23 protein-coding genes are annotated in these 21,246 nt (G+C 35.3%); 17 read left to right on the forward strand and 6 right to left on the reverse strand.

From position 1 onward, the window contains the following. Positions 1-21: 21 nt before the first annotated feature. Positions 22-279, reverse strand: coding sequence for a hypothetical protein (locus FS802_RS24920; RefSeq protein WP_001083871.1), 258 nt, complete (start codon positions 277-279; stop codon positions 22-24). A gap of 249 nt (positions 280-528) precedes the next feature. Between FS802_RS24920 and FS802_RS24925 the strand changes: the two genes are divergently transcribed. From FS802_RS24925 to sspN, 4 genes are all read left to right on the forward strand, one after another. Continuing rightward, positions 529-1,104: a TlpA family protein disulfide reductase gene (locus FS802_RS24925; protein ID WP_000269060.1), complete on the forward strand. Its 576-nt coding sequence runs from the start codon at positions 529-531 to the stop codon at positions 1,102-1,104. A 115-nt stretch (positions 1,105-1,219) separates the two neighbouring features. Then, entirely contained in the window at positions 1,220-2,167 is a 948-nt protein-coding gene (locus tag FS802_RS24930) for a 3'-5' exonuclease (protein ID WP_098654623.1), read from the forward strand. 141 nt (positions 2,168-2,308) lie between these two features. Continuing rightward, entirely contained in the window at positions 2,309-2,452 is a 144-nt protein-coding gene (locus FS802_RS24935) for an FbpB family small basic protein (RefSeq protein ID WP_001254698.1), read from the forward strand. 43 nt (positions 2,453-2,495) lie between these two features. Then, positions 2,496-2,630: an acid-soluble spore protein SspN gene (gene sspN, locus FS802_RS24940; protein ID WP_000527987.1), complete on the forward strand. Its 135-nt coding sequence runs from the start codon at positions 2,496-2,498 to the stop codon at positions 2,628-2,630. A 67-nt stretch (positions 2,631-2,697) separates the two neighbouring features. Here sspN and FS802_RS24945 read toward each other — a convergent pair whose 3' ends face one another. After that, the gene (locus FS802_RS24945) at positions 2,698-3,990 is read right to left on the reverse strand and encodes a glycoside hydrolase family 18 protein (protein WP_000614842.1); all 1,293 of its coding nucleotides are present in this window, start codon (positions 3,988-3,990) and stop codon (positions 2,698-2,700) included. Between the two features lie 109 nt (positions 3,991-4,099). Here FS802_RS24945 and FS802_RS24950 point away from each other — a divergent pair, with 109 nt between their 5' ends. Then, positions 4,100-4,519: an acyl-CoA thioesterase gene (locus FS802_RS24950; protein ID WP_000495804.1), complete on the forward strand. Its 420-nt coding sequence runs from the start codon at positions 4,100-4,102 to the stop codon at positions 4,517-4,519. 26 nt (positions 4,520-4,545) lie between these two features. On the opposite strand, the gene FS802_RS24955 is transcribed toward FS802_RS24950, so the two are convergent. Continuing rightward, the gene (locus tag FS802_RS24955) at positions 4,546-4,836 is read right to left on the reverse strand and encodes a HesB/YadR/YfhF family protein (protein WP_001054448.1); all 291 of its coding nucleotides are present in this window, start codon (positions 4,834-4,836) and stop codon (positions 4,546-4,548) included. A gap of 108 nt (positions 4,837-4,944) precedes the next feature. Continuing rightward, on the reverse strand, positions 4,945-5,541 hold the full coding sequence (gene plsY, locus FS802_RS24960; RefSeq protein WP_000258967.1) for a glycerol-3-phosphate 1-O-acyltransferase PlsY: 597 nt from the start codon (positions 5,539-5,541) through the stop codon (positions 4,945-4,947). Between the two features lie 225 nt (positions 5,542-5,766). Here plsY and FS802_RS24965 point away from each other — a divergent pair, with 225 nt between their 5' ends. The 8 genes from FS802_RS24965 to FS802_RS25000 all read left to right on the forward strand — a co-directional run bounded on the left by FS802_RS24965 (position 5,767) and on the right by FS802_RS25000 (position 16,731). Further along, entirely contained in the window at positions 5,767-7,623 is a 1,857-nt protein-coding gene (locus tag FS802_RS24965; RefSeq protein ID WP_098654624.1) for an anaerobic ribonucleoside triphosphate reductase, read from the forward strand. Beyond that, positions 7,620-8,072, forward strand: a complete 453-nt coding sequence (nrdG, locus tag FS802_RS24970) for an anaerobic ribonucleoside-triphosphate reductase activating protein (RefSeq protein WP_000867068.1) — start codon at positions 7,620-7,622, stop codon at positions 8,070-8,072. Before FS802_RS24965 ends, nrdG begins: the two co-directional genes overlap by 4 nt. 18 nt (positions 8,073-8,090) lie before the next feature. Next, complete coding sequence (locus FS802_RS24975; protein ID WP_001044675.1) at positions 8,091-8,768, forward strand: response regulator transcription factor; 678 nt, start codon at positions 8,091-8,093, stop codon at positions 8,766-8,768. Between the two features lie 203 nt (positions 8,769-8,971). Further along, positions 8,972-10,213, forward strand: coding sequence for a S1C family serine protease (locus FS802_RS24980; protein WP_000542628.1), 1,242 nt, complete (start codon positions 8,972-8,974; stop codon positions 10,211-10,213). A gap of 79 nt (positions 10,214-10,292) precedes the next feature. Beyond that, on the forward strand, positions 10,293-10,706 hold the full coding sequence (locus FS802_RS24985) for a CoA-binding protein (RefSeq protein ID WP_000151395.1): 414 nt from the start codon (positions 10,293-10,295) through the stop codon (positions 10,704-10,706). 374 nt (positions 10,707-11,080) lie between these two features. Continuing rightward, a complete protein-coding gene (gene parE, locus FS802_RS24990; RefSeq protein WP_001062190.1) occupies positions 11,081-13,045 on the forward strand; it encodes a DNA topoisomerase IV subunit B in 1,965 nt (654 codons plus the stop codon). A gap of 1 nt (position 13,046) precedes the next feature. Beyond that, a complete protein-coding gene (parC, locus tag FS802_RS24995; RefSeq protein WP_098654625.1) occupies positions 13,047-15,470 on the forward strand; it encodes a DNA topoisomerase IV subunit A in 2,424 nt (807 codons plus the stop codon). 229 nt (positions 15,471-15,699) lie between these two features. After that, positions 15,700-16,731 carry an oxidoreductase gene (locus FS802_RS25000; protein WP_144525544.1) on the forward strand — a complete coding sequence of 344 codons (1,032 nt, stop codon included), beginning with the start codon at positions 15,700-15,702 and terminating at the stop codon, positions 16,729-16,731. A gap of 57 nt (positions 16,732-16,788) precedes the next feature. Here the strand turns inward: FS802_RS25000 and FS802_RS25005 are convergent, their stop codons facing one another. Next, a complete protein-coding gene (locus FS802_RS25005; protein ID WP_098654627.1) occupies positions 16,789-17,232 on the reverse strand; it encodes a VOC family protein in 444 nt (147 codons plus the stop codon). 82 nt (positions 17,233-17,314) lie between these two features. Between FS802_RS25005 and FS802_RS25010 the strand changes: the two genes are divergently transcribed. Beyond that, a complete protein-coding gene (locus FS802_RS25010) occupies positions 17,315-18,259 on the forward strand; it encodes a helix-turn-helix transcriptional regulator (protein ID WP_098654628.1) in 945 nt (314 codons plus the stop codon). Between the two features lie 94 nt (positions 18,260-18,353). Here FS802_RS25010 and FS802_RS25015 read toward each other — a convergent pair whose 3' ends face one another. Continuing rightward, positions 18,354-18,974: a TetR/AcrR family transcriptional regulator gene (locus tag FS802_RS25015; RefSeq protein WP_142336901.1), complete on the reverse strand. Its 621-nt coding sequence runs from the start codon at positions 18,972-18,974 to the stop codon at positions 18,354-18,356. Between the two features lie 137 nt (positions 18,975-19,111). On the opposite strand from FS802_RS25015, the gene FS802_RS25020 reads away from it, so the two are divergent. From FS802_RS25020 to FS802_RS25030, 3 genes are read left to right on the forward strand one after another with little or no spacing between them, the layout of a single operon-like run. Beyond that, positions 19,112-20,005: an ABC transporter ATP-binding protein gene (locus FS802_RS25020; RefSeq protein WP_098654630.1), complete on the forward strand. Its 894-nt coding sequence runs from the start codon at positions 19,112-19,114 to the stop codon at positions 20,003-20,005. After that, positions 19,998-20,804: an ABC transporter permease subunit gene (locus tag FS802_RS25025; RefSeq protein WP_001041452.1), complete on the forward strand. Its 807-nt coding sequence runs from the start codon at positions 19,998-20,000 to the stop codon at positions 20,802-20,804. The genes FS802_RS25020 and FS802_RS25025 overlap by 8 nt, the downstream gene beginning before the upstream one ends. Positions 20,805-20,854: 50 nt before the next feature. Next, entirely contained in the window at positions 20,855-21,226 is a 372-nt protein-coding gene (locus tag FS802_RS25030) for a VOC family protein (protein WP_048544029.1), read from the forward strand. The last annotated feature ends 20 nt before the right edge of the window (positions 21,227-21,246 follow it).

Below are 21,246 nucleotides of genomic sequence, written 5' to 3' on the forward strand. Positions count from 1 at the left end.
ATAAGAGCACTGTTCTTATCTTTATTCAGCGTCATTTATTTGATACTCGATCGATTCGGAGTGATTCAGATCAACGTTAAAAGTAGCAGTCATAAGGAAAGTTGCAATTCCGAGAATTAAGAAAAGGACGAATGAGACTAGAGAGACGTAGAGACAAATACGCCCTACTTTCTTTTTTTCAAGGTCTTTACTAAAGAGTGAAATGATCCATGTAATAATGCCGATTGGGTATAAAAGAAAACTAAGAATATATAATGTTATTTTTTCGAATGAATTCATAAACAATCCCCCTTTTGTTGAAGGTTATATAAGAAAGTAAAAAGGTGAATGGGTCCATAAGGAGATAGGAAACACGTCATCTGTTTTTCTAATTATATGATAAAAAGGAAAAAATTTCACTTTAAATAAGAATATTCTAATTATTTTGACTGTGAATATTTCCAAGCTTGTCCGTATAAGCTAAAATAAGGTATATAGTATTTGGGTAATTAGGTTAATAAGAAGATAAATACGTTAGGGTGATATAAAATGTGGCGGAAGCTTACGATTATTGTAGTGTTACTTTGTTTAGCGGGATATGCAGCTTATGAACAGTTTGGTAAAAAAGATCAGGCGGTACAAGGGGAGCAAGAAAAAAGTGAAGCTGCTATGAAAGAGATGATTGCAAGTAATGGTATCGAAATAGGGAAGAGTGCGCCAAACTTTGAATTAACGAAGTTAGATGGAACGAATGTAAAGTTATCAGATTTGAAAGGAAAGAAAGTGATTTTAAACTTTTGGGCAACGTGGTGTGGACCTTGCCAGCAAGAAATGCCGGATATGGAGGCTTTCTATAAAGAACATAAAGAAAATGTAGAAATTTTAGCAATAAATTATACGCCTTCAGAAAAGGGTGGGGGAGTAGAAAAGGTAAGCAATTTTGCGAAAGAAAAAGGAATTACTTTTCCTATTTTATTGGACAAGAACATTGATGTGACAACAGCGTATAAAGTAATTACGATTCCAACTTCGTATTTTATAGATACGAAAGGTGTCATTCAAGATAAGTTTATTGGACCGATGACGCAAAAAGAGATGGAGAAACGGATTGCTAAATTAAAATAACGGTGAAAAGGTAGAGGTGGAAAGTTACCATTTCTGCCTTTTCTTTTTCACGTAGTGATAGCAGCATGTTATGATAAAAGAAATATAAACGTTTAGAGGTAAAGGAGTGTTTGGAGTGGGGAATATATCCTTACCGTTAGATTATGTTGTAATTGATTTTGAAACAACAGGATTTAACCCTTATAATGATAAAATTATTCAAGTAGCAGCAGTGAAATATCGTAATCATGAACTAGTAGATCAATTTGTTTCCTATGTGAATCCAGAGCGTTCAATTCCGGACCGAATAACGAGTTTAACAGGTATTACAAATTATCGTGTTTCAGATGCACCGACGATTGAAGAAGTATTACCTTTATTTTTAGCATTTTTACATACAAATGTTATTGTCGCTCATAATGCATCTTTTGATATGCGTTTTTTAAAAAGTAATGTAAATATGCTTGGGCTGCCTGAACCTCAAAATAAAGTGATTGATACTGTGTTTTTAGCGAAGAAATATATGAAGCGCGCACCTAATCATAAACTTGAAACGTTAAAGCGAATGCTTGGCATTCGTTTAAGTTCTCATAATGCATTTGATGATTGTATTACTTGTGCAGCTGTTTATCAAAAATGTGCATCTATTGAAGAAGAAACAAACAGGAAATCGAATACAGAAGTACTTGATGAAACAGCAGTATATGAAGCAGTAAAAAAGATACTTGTACGAAATAAACGTGATATCGAATGGATTCGTTGTATGAATGTAGGAAGCTATTTAGATATAAAAGCTTTTTATCCAGTTATGAGAGTAAAAGTAAAAGGGCGAAAGAAATACGTATTAACAGAGATATTAGAAGATGATGTGAAAGAAATATGTACGAGTTTAAATTGTGAACCGGCGTTAAAAAGTGAAGTTGGTAATACGAGAATTATGCTTAATAGCTTAGAGGATGTCCTGAAATTAGAAAGTTATATTTTAGGACAGTATGATTTCGTACTGCAAGCGCTAAGTGAGTATAAACAAAGTGAAATGAATGCAGATGAAAAGTTAAAAGAATATTTAAATATAATGGTATAAAAAACTCCGTGTACAAGAAGTTGTACACGGAGTTTTTTTAGGAGTACTAAAACATAAAATTTTCTTGCAAATCTGATTAAAGAGTTTTTCATTTGCTCATACTATGTATAGTAAGAATGTGAAGGAGAGAGGGTGAACAGCATGAGAAGAAGTCGCCGTAAATCATTTGACGAACTTGTGAAAGAAAATAAACAACAATTATTAAGTGATCGTGATGCAATCGATCGCATTGAAGAGCGTATTGAAAAACGTTATGAAATGCAACTTTTTAAGCAAGCTGAATAATTCTTAACACTAGTACGATACTAGTGTTAAGGAGGCGATAGTAATGGGTAATCCGAAAAAGAATTCAAAAGACTTTGCACCGAATCATATTGGAACACAATCAAAAAAAGCTGGTGGCAATAAAGGAAAGCAAATGCAAGACCAAACAGGCAAACAACCGATTGTTGATAACGGTTAAAAAGGGAGAATGTTGTCATTCTTCTTTTTGTGACGGATTTTTAATAGTCAAAAAGGGCTGACTTATGTCAGCCCTTTTTCGTAATCGTAAAATTTTCAACGAGTAAACGCCAATTTTGCGGGAATGGTAAGCCAATCTTCCAGTAACTAATACCGCCTATACCTTGTTCTTTCATTAAATTGAATTTGCTTTGAACAGACCGTGAATCTTCAAACCAAACTTCGTGTTGTACGCCGTTTTCGTCAAAGTAATTAAAATGAGGAGCTTGAGCTGTGAAATCATAGCGGATAGGAACATTGTATTTACGAGCTAGTGCAACAGCTGCGACAGAGCTAATTGCTTTTGCAGGCGGGTTACCTTGTTTGAACGGAAGTTTCCAATCGAATCCGTATAAGTTTTGCCCCATCATAATTTTTTGTGGAGGCATTTGAGATTTTGCGTATTGAAGTACTTCTTTTACAGGACCGATAGGAGAAATAGCCATCGGTGGACCACCTTGCCAACCCCAGTCGTATGTCATAATGACGACGAAATCAACAATTTGTCCTTGTGCCTTATAATCGTGAGCTTCGAAAAATTTGCCCTTTTGATTTGAACTTGTTTTCGGTACAAGCGTTGTACTCAATGTGTACCCGCTAGGTAAGCGTGTTTTTACAGTTCGTAAAAAACGATTATACGCTTCACGATCTTCAGGTGCCACACTCTCGAAATCAAAATGAATGTCTCGCATGCCATATTTTTCAGCTGTTTGCAAAATGTTAGTAATAAATTTGTTTTGAATCGTTGCATCGCGTAAAATAACCGATGTCAGATCGGCACTGAAATTTCCATTTTCAATATTTGTAATAACGAGCATAGGGATGGTATTACCTTGCGTTGCAATATTAGCGATTTTAGCTGTTTCAGTTGGTTCTTTTAATGTACCATCTCTTTTTGCCTCGAAACTGAAGTAAGCCAAATATGTTAAAAATGGATTAATGGCACGCGTAGCGTTAACCAAACTTTCTTTTATTGGTATTGTTGAAGGTTGTAAATAAGCGATGGATTCTACTGCGCGTTTTGTCCCTTTTGGTATATATAATTGCTGTCCAACATGGAGAATGGATTTTAAAGATAAGTTATTAACCTTAGCTAAACTAGCGAGAGGTACGTTATATGTTTGAGAGATTCGATATAGGCTATCGCCAGGCTGTACATAATAATTATTCCCTTTCGTATTAACGATCAGTGCCTGACCTACAACGAGTGTTTCAGCTGGATTTAGTCCATTGTCCTTTACTATTTCGTCAGGTGTTGATCCATACTTTGATGCCAAGCTATATACGCTATCACCGCTACGAACAGTTACAATTTGAATCATATGCTTGCTCCTTTCAGTAAAAGATTCACTGTTTTTATTTTATTTTTGATGTCACTGTATTATGATTAAATGTATGCAAGGCAGCAGAAGTGAAAGAAGGCGAATACATATGTTTGTAGCAGAACATGAAGTTGAAATCCGTTATGCGGAAACAGATCAAATGGGTGTTGTTTACCATTCAAACTATTTGGTGTGGCTTGAACTAGGTCGCACGAAACTTATACAAGATTTAGGATTTTCATATGTTGAAATGGAGAAAGAGGGAATTATTTCTCCTGTGTTAGACTTGCAAATTTCATATCGTAAAGCGATGCGTTACGGAGAAAAAGCAATTGTGAAAACGTGGATTGATACTGTTAGTCCGCTTCGCGTTGTATATGGTTATGAAATATATAACGGTGAAGGTGAACTTTGTATTACTGCAAGTACGACGAATATTTGCGCGAAAAAAGAAGGGTTCAGGCCCGTATCATTTAAAAAGTTATATCCAGAGTGGTATGCGAAATATGAGGAAATTAAGAAAAAATAAAAAAGCGTGGCAGAAGCCACGCTTTTTTATTTTTCATAATTAAATTGCGGGAAATCATCACCGTCGTTAAATGTAACAGCTAAATTATGTCCATCGAAGAACCACTCATCGTCGCCTTCAATAAAGAAGTTAATACCTTCTTCTTGAGTTTGAACAGCAGGATGTGCAGGATCATCTTTACGAATACCTAAAGAAAGTCCTTTTTGCACAGTACTGCAACCGCCGTATTGTACGAAAAGGCGTAGTGTTTCACCCGATTGTAAGTTTAATTCGTTTTTATACCATTGTGCTGCTTCTTTTGTTACGGAAAGATTCATGTATAGTTCCTCCAAATTATGTTGCTTTTTCTTTAGTATAAAAAATAACGCAAAAAGACGCTATTAATATGCTTCACGTTTTCTTTTTGCGTTATGTGGGTTACGATCTTATTTTTGCTTTTTTGAAAAGTTTGCTTTCGGTTCAGTTTTATTTATAATTCGTCCGATATTTGCACGGTGTTTATAAATAACCATACCTGCTAATAAACACATCGCAATAATGAAGATTTTATCCCCGCTAACAATGGATGCAATAACAGCAACGACGGCTGTTACCATAGAAGAAAGTGATACGTATCTTGTTGTAAATAAAAGGCTAAAAAAGACAACAGCTAATATTGCAAAAACAACTGGAGAGTAGCATAATAGCACGCCAGCAGAAGTTGCAACAGCTTTACCACCACGGAATTTCGCGAAAATCGGATACACATGTCCAAGAACAGCTGCTAACCCGAACCATAATGGGTGAACATCTAATCCGAAAATAATCGGTAGACTTGTTGCTAATGTACCTTTTAAAATGTCAGCAATTGTAACGATAAAACCTGCTTTTTTCCCTAGTGTGCGGAATGTATTTGTTCCGCCTAGATTACCGCTTCCGTGCTCACGAATATCGATTCCGTAGCCGATTTTTCCAACGACTAGTGCGAATGGAATCGAGCCAAGTAAGTAGGCAACGATAAATAAAAGATATGTAGTAACCATAAGTTCAGTCTCCTTTATTCAAATGTGTTGATAAAGGGTAAAAAGAGTTTTTCCCGTATATTGTACCATACATTTGTAAAGAGCACATTTCTTTTTTGTAAATGAAAAATTCATTATTTCGTGAAAAAAATTTCACAGGAATGTTACATTTCTCACAGAAACACCAAGACTATATGTAGTAACATTTTAATCAAAAGACAACAACATATTGGTGGAGGGTTATAAATGTTACAACGAAATGTACGTGGAGAAGAATTAATGAGAGTGTTTGAGACGATTGTCCACGGTAGTGAGCAAGATTTAATGCAAGAAAATGCAAATGTAGATGGTCGCTCTCCGATGGGAGTAATGGGAACGTTCGCATCAGAGAGTGCGAAATATTATGCAGTTGAAAATTTATTGTCAGATCAAGTGAAAAAAGCGATAAATCAAAATATATTATATCCACATGACTTAGATTTTTATGCGACAGGAACGACGACTTGTTCGCAAATTCCGTTAGCGCAAATGCTTGCGAACGGTTTTCATACCGGACATGGGCATATGAGACAACCGCAGGATATTAAAAGTGCATTGGCTCTTTCGTCTATTATTTTTCAGGCGAATCAAAATATGCAGCACGGTGGTCAATCATTTGCACTCTTTGATATTGATTTAGCTCCATATGTGAGAAAAACAGTAGCGAGACATAAGAAACGATTAGAGTCATATCCGCTTACGAAAGAACAAATAGAAGAATTTGCATGGAAAGAAACCGAAAATGATACGTATCAGGCGTGTGAAGCTTTCGTTCATAATTCAAATAGTATGCATAGTAGGGGCGGGGGACAAGTACCGTTTATTTCTATTAATTATGGAACAGACACATCAAAAGAGGGACGGTTATTAGTTAGACAGCTTTTAAAAGCGACACAAGCTGGTCTTGGTAAGGGGGAAACACCAATTTTTCCAATTCAAATTTTTAAAATGAAAAAAGGTGTGAACTTTGAAGAATGTGATCCGAACTATGATTTATTTGAATTAGCGTTAGAGACAACGGCTGAACGATTATTCCCTAACTTTTCATTTTTAGATGCGCCATTTAATGCAGTACATTATGACGGACGACCGGAAAGTGAAGTATGTTATATGGGATGTCGTACCCGTGTTATGTCTAACATACATGGAGAAGAAACAGCGATTGGAAGAGGCAATTTATCATTTACGTCTATCAACTTAGTGAAATTAGCGTTAATTAGTGGTTCAAAAGAAGCATTTTTTGAAGCGTTAAATTATTACTTAGATTTAGGAATTAAGCAATTATTAGAGAGATTTGAGTATCAATGTACGAAGCGAGCAAGAGATTTTCGATTTTTATATTCACAAGGTGTATGGCGCGGTGGAGAGAAATTACAGCCTGAAGATTCTGTAGCATCCATTTTAAAGCAAGGGACGTTAAGTCTTGGTTTTATCGGTCTTGCGGAGTGCTTAGTAGCTTTAACAGGAAAGCATCATGGAGAAGATGAAGAATCATGGAAACTCGGGTATGAAATCATTTCCTTTATGAGAGATAGAATGGATAAAGCAACGGAAGAACATGAACTGAATTTCTCAGTAATTGCAACTCCTGCGGAAGGGTTATCAGGGAAGTTTGTGAAAAAAGATAGGGAAGAATTTGGTGTGATTAGCGGTATAACGAACCATAATTATTATACGAATTCATTCCATATTCCAGTTTATTATAACATGCAAGCGATAAATAAAATTCGTTTAGAAGGACCTTTCCATGCCCTATGTAACGGGGGACATATTACGTACATTGAACTAGACGGAGCAGCTATGCATAACAAACAGGCGTTAAAACAAATTGTACGAGCGATGGCAGAACATGGCGTTGGGTACGGTTCAATTAATCATCCTGTTGATCGTTGTAAATGCTGCAGTTATCACGGAGTTATTGGTAATGAATGTCCAAGTTGCGGAAATGGAGACGAGGCTAATATAGAAAGAATTCGCCGTATAACAGGTTATCTTGTAGGAGATATGTCGAAGTGGAATAGTGCGAAACGTAGTGAAGAGATGGATCGGGTGAAGCATAAATGAAAGTAATGAACATCATTCATGATAGTGTAGTAGATGGGGAAGGGTTGCGGACAGTCGTGTTTTTTGCGGGCTGTCCGCATCGTTGTTTCGGTTGCCATAATCCGAAATCGTGGAATATTTGTAATGGAACTGAAATGACAGTAGAAGAAATTGTGAACGAGATTGCAAGTAATTCATTAACTGATGTAACATTTTCAGGTGGAGATCCATTTTTTCAAGCTGCTGAAGTGAAAAAAGTAGCAAAAGCTGTGAAAGACTTGAAAAAAAATCTTTGGATGTATACAGGTTATACGTTAGAAGAGATACAGAGTTCTCAAAATAATGATATGATAGAGTTGTTACATTATGGGGATGTTTTAGTCGATGGAAGATTTGAAATCGAGAAAAAAGATTTAACACTTCCATTTCGCGGAAGCTCCAATCAACGTATTATTCGATTGAAAGAGTAAAAAGGCGGGATAGATTATATGAATAAAACAGTATTACTTGTTGAAGATGAAAGAAGATTACGTGAAATCGTTAGTGATTATTTTCGTAATGAAGGCTTTGAAGTAATCGAAGCAGAAGACGGAAAAATAGCGTTAGAATTATTTGCAGAGCATGAAATTGATTTAATTATGTTAGATATAATGTTACCAGAAATAGATGGATGGTCTGTTTGTAGACGAATTAGAAAAGAATCAGCAGTACCAATCATTATGTTGACAGCACGTTCGGATGAGGATGATACATTACTAGGATTCGAATTAGGTGCGGATGAGTATGTAACGAAACCTTTCAGCCCGAAAGTGTTAGTAGCTCGTGCGAAGACGTTATTGAAACGTGCGGATGGTGTGGTAGGAGTAGCGGAAGAAAATGCTATGTCTTTAGCTGGAATAGAAGTGAATCGTCTATCTAGAACCGTTTTAGTAGATGGAGAAGAAATTATATTGACACATAAGGAATTTGAACTTCTTGTTTATTTAATGGAGAACAAAGGAATTGTGTTGTCACGTCAACATTTATTAGATCAGTTATGGGGATATGATTACTACGGTGATGACCGAACGGTTGATACTCATATTAAAAAACTACGAAATAAGCTAGGAGATAAAGCGAAGCATATCGGTACTGTTATTCGAGTGGGTTACAAATTTGAAGAATAACCGTTAAATTACTATGCGCTTTGGCTTTGGGATATAGCAAATTTATACTCTCTTTTGTAGGTGGAATGTACAAAAAATACTTTTCTTGTCTACAATGATAGATAAGAGTATTTTTTTAATTGGATTTCACGATGAGTTCACAAGAAGGACACAAACTGTGATTATACTGAAAGTACGAATTCACCAGAGAGGGGAAATAAAACATGGGATATTACGACGGACCGAATTTGAATGAAGAGCATAGTGAAACGAGAGAAATGAAAAAAACAGGTAGTAAAAAAGGATATTTTTTCACAGGTTTAGTTGGAGCAGTAGTCGGGGCTGTCACAATTAGTTTTGCGGCACCATATATGCCATGGGCTCAAAATAATGGAGCGGTTGTATCATCATTCAGTTCGGATTCAAAAGTTGAAGGTACTGTAGTTCCTGTGGTCAATAAAGCAAAAAATGAAACTGATTTACCTGGCATGATTGAAGGCGCGAAAGATGTTGTTGTAGGTGTTATTAATATGCAACAAAGTGTTGATCCATTTGCAATGCAACCGACAGGCCAAGAACAACAAGCTGGCTCAGGATCAGGTGTTATTTATAAAAAAGCAGGAAATAAAGCGTATATTGTAACGAACAATCATGTAGTAGATGGAGCAAATAAACTTGCTGTAAAACTAAGTGATGGTAAAAAGGTAGATGCAAAACTTGTAGGGAAAGACCCTTGGTTAGATTTAGCGGTTGTAGAAATTGATGGATCTAATGTAAATAAAGTTGCCACTTTAGGTGATTCAAGTAAACTTCGTGCGGGTGAAAAAGCGATTGCAATTGGTAACCCACTAGGGTTTGATGGAAGTGTAACGGAAGGTATTATTAGTAGCAAAGAACGTGAAATTCCAGTAGATATCGATGGCGATAAGCGTGCAGATTGGAATGCTCAAGTTATTCAAACAGATGCAGCAATTAACCCAGGTAATAGTGGTGGTGCGTTGTTTAACCAAAATGGTGAAATAATTGGGATTAATTCAAGTAAAATTGCACAACAAGAAGTTGAAGGAATTGGATTTGCTATTCCAATTAATATTGCAAAGCCAGTTATTGAATCACTTGAAAAAGACGGAGTGGTGAAACGTCCAGCTCTTGGAGTAGGTGTCGTTTCATTAGAAGATGTGCAAGCTTATGCAGTAAATCAATTGAAAGTACCGAAAGAAGTAACAAACGGCGTTGTATTAGGTAAAATTTACCCAATATCACCTGCAGAAAAAGCTGGTTTAGAGCAATATGATATTGTAGTATCATTAGATGATCAAAAAGTAGAAAATTCACTTCAATTCCGTAAATATTTATATGAAAAGAAAAAAGTAGGCGAGAAAGTAGAAGTTACATTCTATCGTAACGGTCAAAAAATGACGAAAACAGCTACTTTAGCAGATAATTCAGCTACAAAGAATCAATAATTGAAATAAAAGAAAGTCTCTTTCATATTGAAAGAGACTTTCTTTATCGGCTATACTAAAGGAATAGGAGGGATAGATTATGACAATTGAAAACCCAACTCGTACGGAAATTGGTGAAGTATTAAAGAAAAGCAAAACGATTGCAGTTGTTGGATTATCGGATAAGCCAGAACGTACATCGTATATGGTTTCAAAAGCAATGCAAGATGCTGGGTATCGCATTATTCCAGTAAACCCAACAGTAAATGAGGTGCTTGGAGAAAAAGCAGTTTCTTCACTAAAGGATATTAAGGAACATGTGGACATTGTAAATGTATTCCGCCGTTCAGAATTTTTAATGGATGTTGCGAAAGAGTTTGTAGAGATTGATGCAGATGTTTTTTGGGCACAATTAGGAGTACAAGATGAAGATACATATAAACTTTTGCAAGAAACAGGCTATACTGTAATAATGGATCGTTGCATTAAAGTAGAACATGCGATGACAAAATAGTATAGGTTTTAAAGAGAGAAAGATTGATTCAGCCCTCGTTATAAATAAGTAGGGCCGATGAACGAGGTGTTCATCATGAGATTTTTTAAAGGCTGTTTTTGGGGATTGTTACTTGTTATCCCATTTTGGATATTGATCATTTGGATCATGATAAAGGTTTGGAATGTATAATCTTGGCATACATATCCATTTCTCGTTGACAAACGATTATTTTTCTGAAATAGTAGCCTAGAGGAATCCTTGTGAAAAAACAAGGATTTTTCTATTGAAAATGGTATATAAAAGAGATAAGATAACTTGCCAAAACTATAGTCGAGGCGTTATTCTATAATAGAAACATATGTTCTGATTTAATTAGGAAAGGGGCAAGGAGTTTGGCGAAGCATCAGTTCCAATATAATGAAGATGCAATTCAAGTGCTAGAAGGACTTGAAGCCGTTCGAAAACGCCCGGGTATGTATATCGGGAGTACGGATAGCCGTGGATTGCATCATTTAGTATATGAAATAGTAGATAACTCCGTTGATGAAGCGTTAGCGGGATTTGGCGACGAAATTTCTGTCGTAATACATAAAGATAATAGTATTAGCGTTATAGATAAAGGGCGAGGGATGCCTACGGGAATGCATAAACTTGGGAAACCTACACCTGAAGTCATTTTAACTGTACTTCATGCCGGTGGTAAGTTTGGTCAAGGTGGTTACAAAACGAGTGGTGGTTTACACGGTGTTGGGGCATCAGTTGTAAATGCCTTGTCAGAATGGTTAGTAGTAACGATTAAACGTGACGGAAATATTTATGAACAACGCTTTGAAAATGGTGGTATTCCTGCAACGACACTGGAGAAGATCGGGAAGACGAAAGAGTCTGGTACGACAATACATTTTAAACCAGATACAACGATTTTCAGTACAACAAATTACAATTATGAAACATTATGTGAGAGATTACGTGAATCTGCATTCTTATTAAAAGGAATGAAAATCTCGATAAAAGATGAACGTAATGATTTAGAGGATGTCTTTCATTATGAAACAGGAATTGAAGCTTTCGTTTCATACTTAAACGAAGAGAAAGATTCGATTCATCCGGTTGTATACTTCACTGGTGAACAAAACGGAATTGAAGCAGAGTTAGCATTCCAGTTTAACGATGGCTATTCAGAAAACATTCTTTCGTTTGTAAATAACGTACGTACAAAAGATGGGGGAACACACGAAGCTGGATTTAAAACAGCAATGACGCGTGTGTTCAATGAGTATGCTCGTAAAGTATCGTTATTAAAAGAAAAAGATAAAAACTTAGAAGGTACAGATATTCGTGAAGGTGTAGCGGCTATCGTTTCTGTACGTGTACCAGAAGAAGTACTTCAGTTTGAAGGGCAAACGAAAGGGAAACTTGGTACAAGTGAAGCTCGTTCTTCAATTGATGCAATTGTATCTGAGCATTTAGCTTACTTTTTAGAAGAAAACCCGGATGTTGCTACACTTCTTGTGAGAAAGGCAGTTAAAGCAGCGCAAGCACGTGAAGCTGCTCGTAAAGCGAGAGAAGAAGCGCGTACTGGTAAAAAGAAAAAGAAATCAGAAGGTACATTAAGTGGTAAGTTAACACCAGCACAATCACGTAACCCGCAAAAAAATGAACTGTACCTAGTAGAGGGTGACTCTGCCGGCGGTTCCGCGAAACAAGGTCGAGATCGACGTTTCCAAGCGGTATTACCGTTACGTGGTAAAGTAATCAATACAGAAAAAGCAAAACTTGCTGATATCTTTAAAAATGAAGAGATTAATACAATCATTTACGCTATTGGCGGTGGTGTAGGGAATGAATTCGCTGTTGAAGATATTAACTACGATAAAGTTGTAATTATGACCGATGCTGATACAGATGGTGCGCACATTCAAGTATTGTTACTAACGTTCTTCTACAGATATATGAAACCACTTATCGAAGCTGGCAAAGTATTTATTGCACTTCCTCCTTTATACAAAGTAAGTAAAGGAAAAGGTAAGAGTGAAGTGATTGAGTATGCATGGTCTGATGAAGAATTAGATGGTGTAACAAAAAAAGTCGGTAAAGGCTACATGCTGCAGCGCTATAAAGGACTTGGCGAAATGAATGCCGATCAATTATGGGAAACAACTATGAATCCTGAAACACGTACATTGATTCGTGTGAAAATTGACGATGCATCAAGAGCGGAGCGCCGAGTTACGACATTGATGGGTGATAAAGTAGAACCTCGCCGTAAATGGATCGAACGAAATGTACAATTTGGTATGCAAGAAGAAGGAAATATTTTAGAAAATGAAATGATTATGGAGACGGAGGTGGAATAACATGCAGGCAGAGAAGTTTCATGACCTCCCGCTTGAAGACGTGTTAGGTGACCGCTTTGCACGTTATAGTAAATATATTATTCAAGATCGCGCGCTTCCAGATGCGCGTGACGGTTTAAAACCGGTACAAAGACGTATTTTATATTCCATGTATGTAGAAGGAAATGTACATGATAAAGCGTTTCGTAAATCAGCTAAAACAGTCGGTAACGTTATTGGTAATTACCATCCGCACGGTGATTCCTCTGTATATGAGGCGATGGTACGTTTAAGTCAAACTTGGAAAGTACGTAATGTTTTAGTTGAAATGCATGGTAATAATGGTAGTGTTGATGGCGATCCAGCAGCGGCAATGCGTTATACGGAAGCTCGATTATCACCAATTGCATCTGAGTTATTACGTGATCTTGATAAAGAAACAGTGGAATTTGTGTCAAACTTCGATGATACGAGTGAAGAACCTGTTGTATTACCAGCAATGTTCCCGAACTTATTAGTGAACGGATCTACAGGGATTTCAGCTGGTTATGCAACAGAAATTCCTCCGCATCACCTTGGGGAAGTAATTGATGCGACGATGATGCGTATTGATAAGCCGAATAGTACTGTTGATGATTTATTAACAGTTATGAAAGGGCCAGATTTCCCGACCGGTGGTATTATTCAAGGGATTGATGGTATTAAAAAAGCGTATGAAACAGGAAAAGGTAAAATTATTATTCGCGGAAAAGCGGAAGTTGAAACGATTCGTGGTGGTAAGCAACAAATCGTTATTACAGAAATTCCGTATGAAGTAAATAAAGCGAACCTTGTTAAAAAAATGGATGAATTACGTCTAGATAAAAAACTAGATGGAATTGCTGAAGTACGTGATGAGACAGATCGTACAGGTCTTCGTATCGTTGTAGAGTTAAAAAAAGAAGTAAATGCTGAAGGTATTTTAAATTATTTATATAAGAATACAGATTTACAAATTCCATATAACTTTAATATGGTTGCGATAAATAATCGTCGTCCTACACTTATGACGTTACCAAAAATTTTGGATGCATATATTGGACACCAAAAAGAAGTTGTAACAAAGCGTTCTCGGTATGAATTACGAAAAGCGGAAAATCGTCAACATATTGTTGAAGGTTTAATGAAAGCATTATCAATTTTAGATCAAGTAATCGAAACGATTAGATCTTCTAAAGATAAGCGTAATGCGAAAGATAACTTAAGTGCTAAATTCGGCTTTACAGAAGCACAATCAGAAGCAATCGTTTCGTTGCAATTATATCGTTTAACAAATACAGATATTACAGCACTAGAAAAAGAAGCGGATGAATTAAGTACAAAAATTGCAGAATTACAGGCAATTTTACAAAGTGAAAAAAGACTTCTTCAAGTTATTAAAACAGATTTGAAGAGAGTAAAGAAAACATATAGTGATGATCGCCGTGCTATTATTGAAGAACAAATTGAGGAAATTAAAATCGATGTGGAAGTTATGATTCCGCAGGAAGATGTCATCGTTACTGTAACGAAAGAAGGATATGTGAAACGAACAGGTTGGCGTTCACATAATGCATCGAACGGGAAAGACTTCGGTATGAAAGAGGGTGACATCTTACTGGAGCGATTCGATACGAATACGACAGAGACAGTCCTCTTATTTACGAATAAAGGAAACTATATATATCTGCCAGTATATGAAATGCCAGAAATTCGTTGGAAAGATTTAGGTCAACACGTTGCGAATCTCGTTTCGCTCGAGCGGGATGAAATGATTATTTGGGCGACCGTCGTACCGAACTTTGAAGAAGAAAAACGATTTATCGTATTTGTTACACGAAATGGTATGATTAAGAAAACAGAATTAAACCAATATAAAGTTCAGCGTTATTCAAGAGCGTTCGTCGCTGTGAATTTGAAAAAAGATGATTATGTTGTAGATATATTTGCAACAGATGGAACGAGTGATATTGTTCTTGCAACCTATGGTGCATATGCACTTATTTTCCATGAAGATGAAGTAAGTCCAGTCGGTGTAAGGGCCGCTGGTGTGAAAGCAATTAACTTAAAAGAAGATGATTATGTCGCTTCTGGTAAACCGTTAAATGGTGACAAAGATCAACTTATTCTCGTAACGCAGCGCGGTGCTGTAAAACGTCTAAAAGCATCAGAAATTGAGAAATCAACGAGGGCGAAGCGAGGTCTTGTTATTTTCAAGGAGTTAAAACGTAATCCATACCGTATTGTCGGTATTGAAATTGTTAGAGACGATGAACTAGTTTACATGAAGACAGAGAAACACATTGTAGAAGAAATTGATCCGAAAGCGTATCGAAATAAAGACCGGTATAGTAACGGTAGTTTAGTGCTAGATGTTAACGATACAGGTGAAGTTATTGAAACGTGGACGAAAAAACGACCGGAGTAAAAAAGGCATCTTGCTATGAATAATGGCAAGATGCTTTTTTCTAGGCAAATTATTATGTAAATAATAATAATCTTGTTATAATAACTGAATGAAATCGTTCTCATAAAGTGAAACTTTAATCAATCGGACTTTTACGAGCAGTTGATTCCTCAACTAACTTCTTTACTTTCGCTGAATTTTGAGGTAGGGGTCTTACTGTCCGTTAAAGCGGGATAAATGGAGGGGCAACATGAAAAAAATAGGTGTAGGAATTGTAGGATTTGGATTTTCTAGTACAACATTTCACATTCCATTATTACAAACGATAGAAGAATATGATATTCGTGCTATTTTATCATCAAAAGAAGAACTCGTGAAACAAGCATTACCAAACGCTGAAGTTGTTGGCACAATTGAGGAATTAGTAAATCGTGCTGATATTGACTTAGTGGTCATTACTTCACCGAATACGACTCATTTTCCATATGTAAAAGAGGTAATTTTACATGGTAAGCATGTAGTTGTGGAGAAACCATTCGTTGTTTCAATTGAAGAAGGGGAAGAGCTTATTTCGTTAGCAGAGCAACATAATGTGGTAGTAAGTGTATATCATAATCGTCGTTTTGATAATGATTTCTTAACGATAAAGAAATTGTTAGAAGAAAACAGAATAGGGAATTTATACGCATATGAAGCGCATTTCGATCGTTTTCGTCCGAATGTACGTGATCGCTGGAGAGAAAAGAATTTACCAGGATCAGGGATATTATATGATTTAGGGTCGCATTTAATTGACCAAGCATTATCATTATTTGGGAAACCAGATGCGATAAGTGCAGATGTGATCAAACAACGACCAGGTGCAGAAATTGATGACTACTTCCATGTTATACTTCACTACGGTGTTAAACGTGTCACTTTACATAGTAGCAGTTACGTAAAGCAAGCAGGTCCACACTTTACACTGCATGGAGATAAAGGTTCTATCGTGAAATACGGTATGGATTCACAGGAAGAACAATTAAAAAATGGAATGAAGCCAGGCGATAACGGTTATGGAGTAGATGCTGAAGAGAATTTCGCTACTTTAGACACGGAAGAAAAGCTAGAGCGTATTTCGACAGAAGTTGGCTGTTATGATATGTATTATAAAGGTGTAAGAGATAGTATTATAAATGGTGAGAAACCACCTGTAACAGCACAAGAAGGCTTAGAAGTTATTCGACTTATTCAATTAGCGATTGAAAGTAGTGAAACGGGTAGAGTTATCACTGTAAAATAAAAAAGACACGAATTTCGTGTCTTTTTTTATTGAGAATATGTGAATAGGGCTAATTATTTAGCCTAATCGTTTGTCATACATTAACTGGATTTGTATGCCGTATGGATCTTCAATAATACCATATGCTTCACTAAAGATATTTTTTTCTAGCTGAGAGATTACCTTCACGTTCTTATCGGAAACTAAATTATTATAAAATCTTTGTATTTCTTCTAAATTAGCGCTTTGAATGCAAAGTGACATGTTATTTCCAACGTTATAACGTTCCTTAGGATTCATTGTATCTTCTGCTATCATTAGCTTTGTATTCCCAATTTTTAAAACAGAGTGAGCAATATGATCCTTATTTTCACTTGTAATTTTAAAAGAACGATCTCTTTTCGCCAGTTCTTCATACGTAACAATCACTAACTGCTTAGCTTCTAAATTGCGTGTATAAAAATTAATTGCCTCCTCTGCATGCCCATTCATTGAAAGAAAAATAGCTATTTCTAATGTCATAAATATATAACTCCTTTATTAGTTAATAATTATAATATAGACTAAAAAGGTTTCAATACATGACACCTTTCGGGAGGGAAATATGAAAAAAACGGAACGAATTAATGATATGCTTATTTTCTTAAATAATAAAAGGCATTTTAATTTAAAGGATTTAATGGTTAGATATGCTATTTCTAAAAGTACAGCTTTACGAGATATTCAATCATTGGAAGAAATAGGTGTACCATTATATTCTGAACTAGGTAGAAATGGAAGTTATAAAATTATAGAAAATAGCGTGTTATCGCCAATTTATTTTAGTGTGGATGAAATGTATGCGTTATACTTTTCGATTCTTACATTAAATGGATACAAGACGAAACCATTTAATATAGAAAGTATTGCACTTGAAAATAAATTTAAACATGTATTACCTGATAATGTGAGTAAAAATATTTCAATTATGGAACGAACGCTTTCTTTTGAAGTAACAAATCATAGTAATTTTAGTCCGTTCTTAAAAGAAATTTTACAGGGAATTTTTGCTGAGCGAGTTTATCATTTAACATATTTAAAAAAAGATGAGGAGAAAGTATTGGTCGCCCAATTTATTCGAATAGAATCTAAATTTGGCCAGTGGTATGCTAAAATCTTTAATTTTGAGACAAATCATGTTCAAATAATTAGATGTGATAAAATTCTTTCTATTGTGGAAACAAGCAATACGAATCCAAAAAATCTTGAAGAATTATTAAGTTATCTTACTACTTTTCACAGAAAGCCGGATGCAATTGATTTTCGTGTCATTGTTAATCAAAAAGGAAAAGACATTTTTGATAAAGAGAATTATCCTTCTATGAAGATACAAAAAGGAAATGAAAATTATAGTATAACAGGCTATTTTAACAAGCAAGAAGTTGAATTTATTTCAAGTTATTTTCTGAATTTCGGTGAAACGATTATCTCAATTCAGCCAGTTATGCTAAAAGAGTTAATCTATAATAAGGTATTATCTATAAAGCAGCATTTAACTGCTTTAAGGTAAAGTTAGTTTTAATGATTTTATTGAGATGAAAAAGCCCTTGAGATTTAAATATCCAAAGGGCTTTTTTGTGATTTTATTTATTCTTTAGAAAAAATTATTTTTTTGGGACGGACAGTCCATAAAAGAACATCGTAACGATATCTTGTATATGTTTTTCGCGATCTCCTTCAAGAAGCTGTGCTCCGAAATCATCACCTAATTTAGTGAACATTTGAATGTATAGCAACATCATTTCTTTAGTAAGGTGAGGGTTAATTTCATTTTTTTGCTGTGCTTGTTCTAATATTTCTAAATACCAAGGTAGGATTTTTTCGTTTTGATAACTAAAAATAAACTCTCGGAGCTCTTCATCTCTTTGCATCATTTGTAGTAACATATCTGGCTGAAATAACCCACCAGTATTCATTTTTCTTACAATCATTTTTTGCATCATATCATGAAAAGGGAATTTTTCCGCTGCAAGTTTTTTATAATATTGAAATTCAGATGTTATAAATTCTTGTATCAGTTCTCTAAATAATGCTTCTTTACTGCCGAAATGATTATAAATGGTAACTTGAGAAACGTTTGCTTCTTTTGCAATATGCTCTATTTTCACTTCATTAAATCCACGTTCTGAAAATAATACGAAAGCTGCTTCTTTAATGGCACGTTTTTTCTTTTCTTTCACTCTTTCAAAGCCGTTCAATGCAATCACCTCAATTAAAATATACAAGAAAAAATAATGGAAAACAATAATTTTGAAATATGGACATATAAATATTTCAAAAAATTGTTGCGAACATGAAAGATGAGGAGTACAATAATTTTGAAATATCACGCAATAAATATTTCAAAAAATGAGGTGGGCTTATGATTTCAGTTCAAAATGTTACAAAGCAGTTTTCAAATGGGAAAGGCTTGTTTCATATTACATTTGAAGTGAAAGAAGGAGAAGTATTCGGTTACTTAGGACCAAATGGTGCCGGGAAATCCACAACGATTCGTACTTTAATGGGATTTATAAAACCGACAGCTGGAAAATCTTCAATTTTCGGATTAGATTGTTGGAATGATGCCGCGAAGATTCAAAGGGAAGTTGGTTATTTACCAGGAGAAATTTCTTTTATTGAAGGAATGAACGGATTAGAGTTTTTAAAGTTAATGCAAGGAATGCGCGGCTTAAAGGATACGAAAAGACGAGATGAATTAATAGAACGTCTACAATTTGATGTGAAAACACCGATTCGAAAAATGTCTAAAGGAATGAAGCAAAAAGTAGGAATTGTTGCTGCTTTTATGCATGATCCGGAAGTGTTAATTTTAGATGAACCGACTTCAGGACTCGATCCACTTATGCAGCAAGTGTTTATAGATTTAATATTAGAAGAAAAGCAAAGAGGGAAAACAATCCTTATGTCATCGCACATTTTTACTGAGATTGAGAGAACTTGTGACAGAGTGGCTATAATTAAAGATGGTCGCCTTGTAACGGTTGAAAATATTCATGATTTACAAAGCTTGAGACGACAGGTAATAGATGTAACCGTATCATCGCAAGAAGAGATTGAATCTCTTACACAATGTAATTTGCAATTTGAAGCGGTGAAAGGTAGAGAAGCATCGATTATTGTGCAAGGAAACTATCAAACTGTTTTACAAACACTTTCAAACTATAATGTAACGGCGCTTCAAACGAGAGCAATGGATTTAGAACATTTATTTATGCATTATTATGATAAGAAAGAAGGGATAAAGCATGAATAAGCAATTGTTTTTAGCTAGTTTGAAAGAAACACAAAAAAGTATTTTGAGTTATGCAACTGGTGCAGCTCTATATTTATGGTTGTTAATTTGGATCTTCCCTTCAATGGTATCAGCGAAAGGGTTAAATGAATTAATAAGTGCTATGCCTGATAGTGTGAAAAAAATTGTTGGAATGGAAAGTCCGATTCAAAACGTAATGGATTTTTTAGCTGGCGAATATTATAGTCTATTGTTTATTATCATATTAACAATTTTTTGTGTAACAGTTGCAACGCATTTAATTGCTCGTCATGTAGATAAAGGAGCGATGGCATACTTGCTAGCAACACCTGTATCTAGAGTGCAAATTGCAATCACGCAAGCGGCTATTCTCGTATTAGGGCTACTAATCATAGTAACTGTTACGTATGTAGCGGGTATAGTAGGTGCAGAGTGGTTTCTACAAGATAATAACTTAAATAAAGAATTATTCCTGAAGATAAATATAGTCGGTGGGTTAATATTTTTAGTCGTTAGTGCGTATTCATTTTTCTTTTCTTGTATATGTAATGACGAAAGAAAGGCACTTAGCTACTCAGCAAGTTTAACTATTTTATTTTTCGTAACGGATATGGTAGGTAAATTAAGCGATAAGTTAGAGTGGATGAGAAATATATCATTATTTACGCTATTTCGTCCGAAAGAAATTGCTGAGGGAACGTATAATATATGGCCAGTGAGTATAGGTTTAACTGCTGGAGCACTTTGTATTTTCATAGTAGCAATTGTAGTGTTTAGGAAAAGGGATTTACCGTTGTAAAGTAGAAAGTCCACTGAGAAAGTGGGCTTTTTTTGATGAGGAGGAAACGAATGAATCATTTGTTCCGGGTTAAGCTATATGTAAATGATATTGAGAAGTCATTATTGTTTTATGAAGAAGTAATTGGTTTACAGTTGTATAAAAGAAGTATGCATGCAGCACGCTTTAATCACGATCAGTTTTCTCTGTTACTAGCTACTGATTCAACATTGAGTGAAAATCACTATTTTTACAATCGGAAAGACATGAAGGGGAATGGCTTTGAACTAATTATTGTTGTCAATCGGATTGAAGAAGTATATGAACGTTGCAAAGAGAAGCGATGCACAATACAAGAAGAAATTCAAACTTATCCGTGGGAGATGCGGGGATTTAAAGTTGTCGATCCAGATGGATATTTCCTTAGAATTACATCTGAGTAAAGGTAAACATGAAGAATGTT

Source organism: Bacillus sp. DE0042, assembly GCF_007680225.1.
GTDB lineage: Bacteria > Bacillota > Bacilli > Bacillales > Bacillaceae_G > Bacillus_A > Bacillus_A wiedmannii.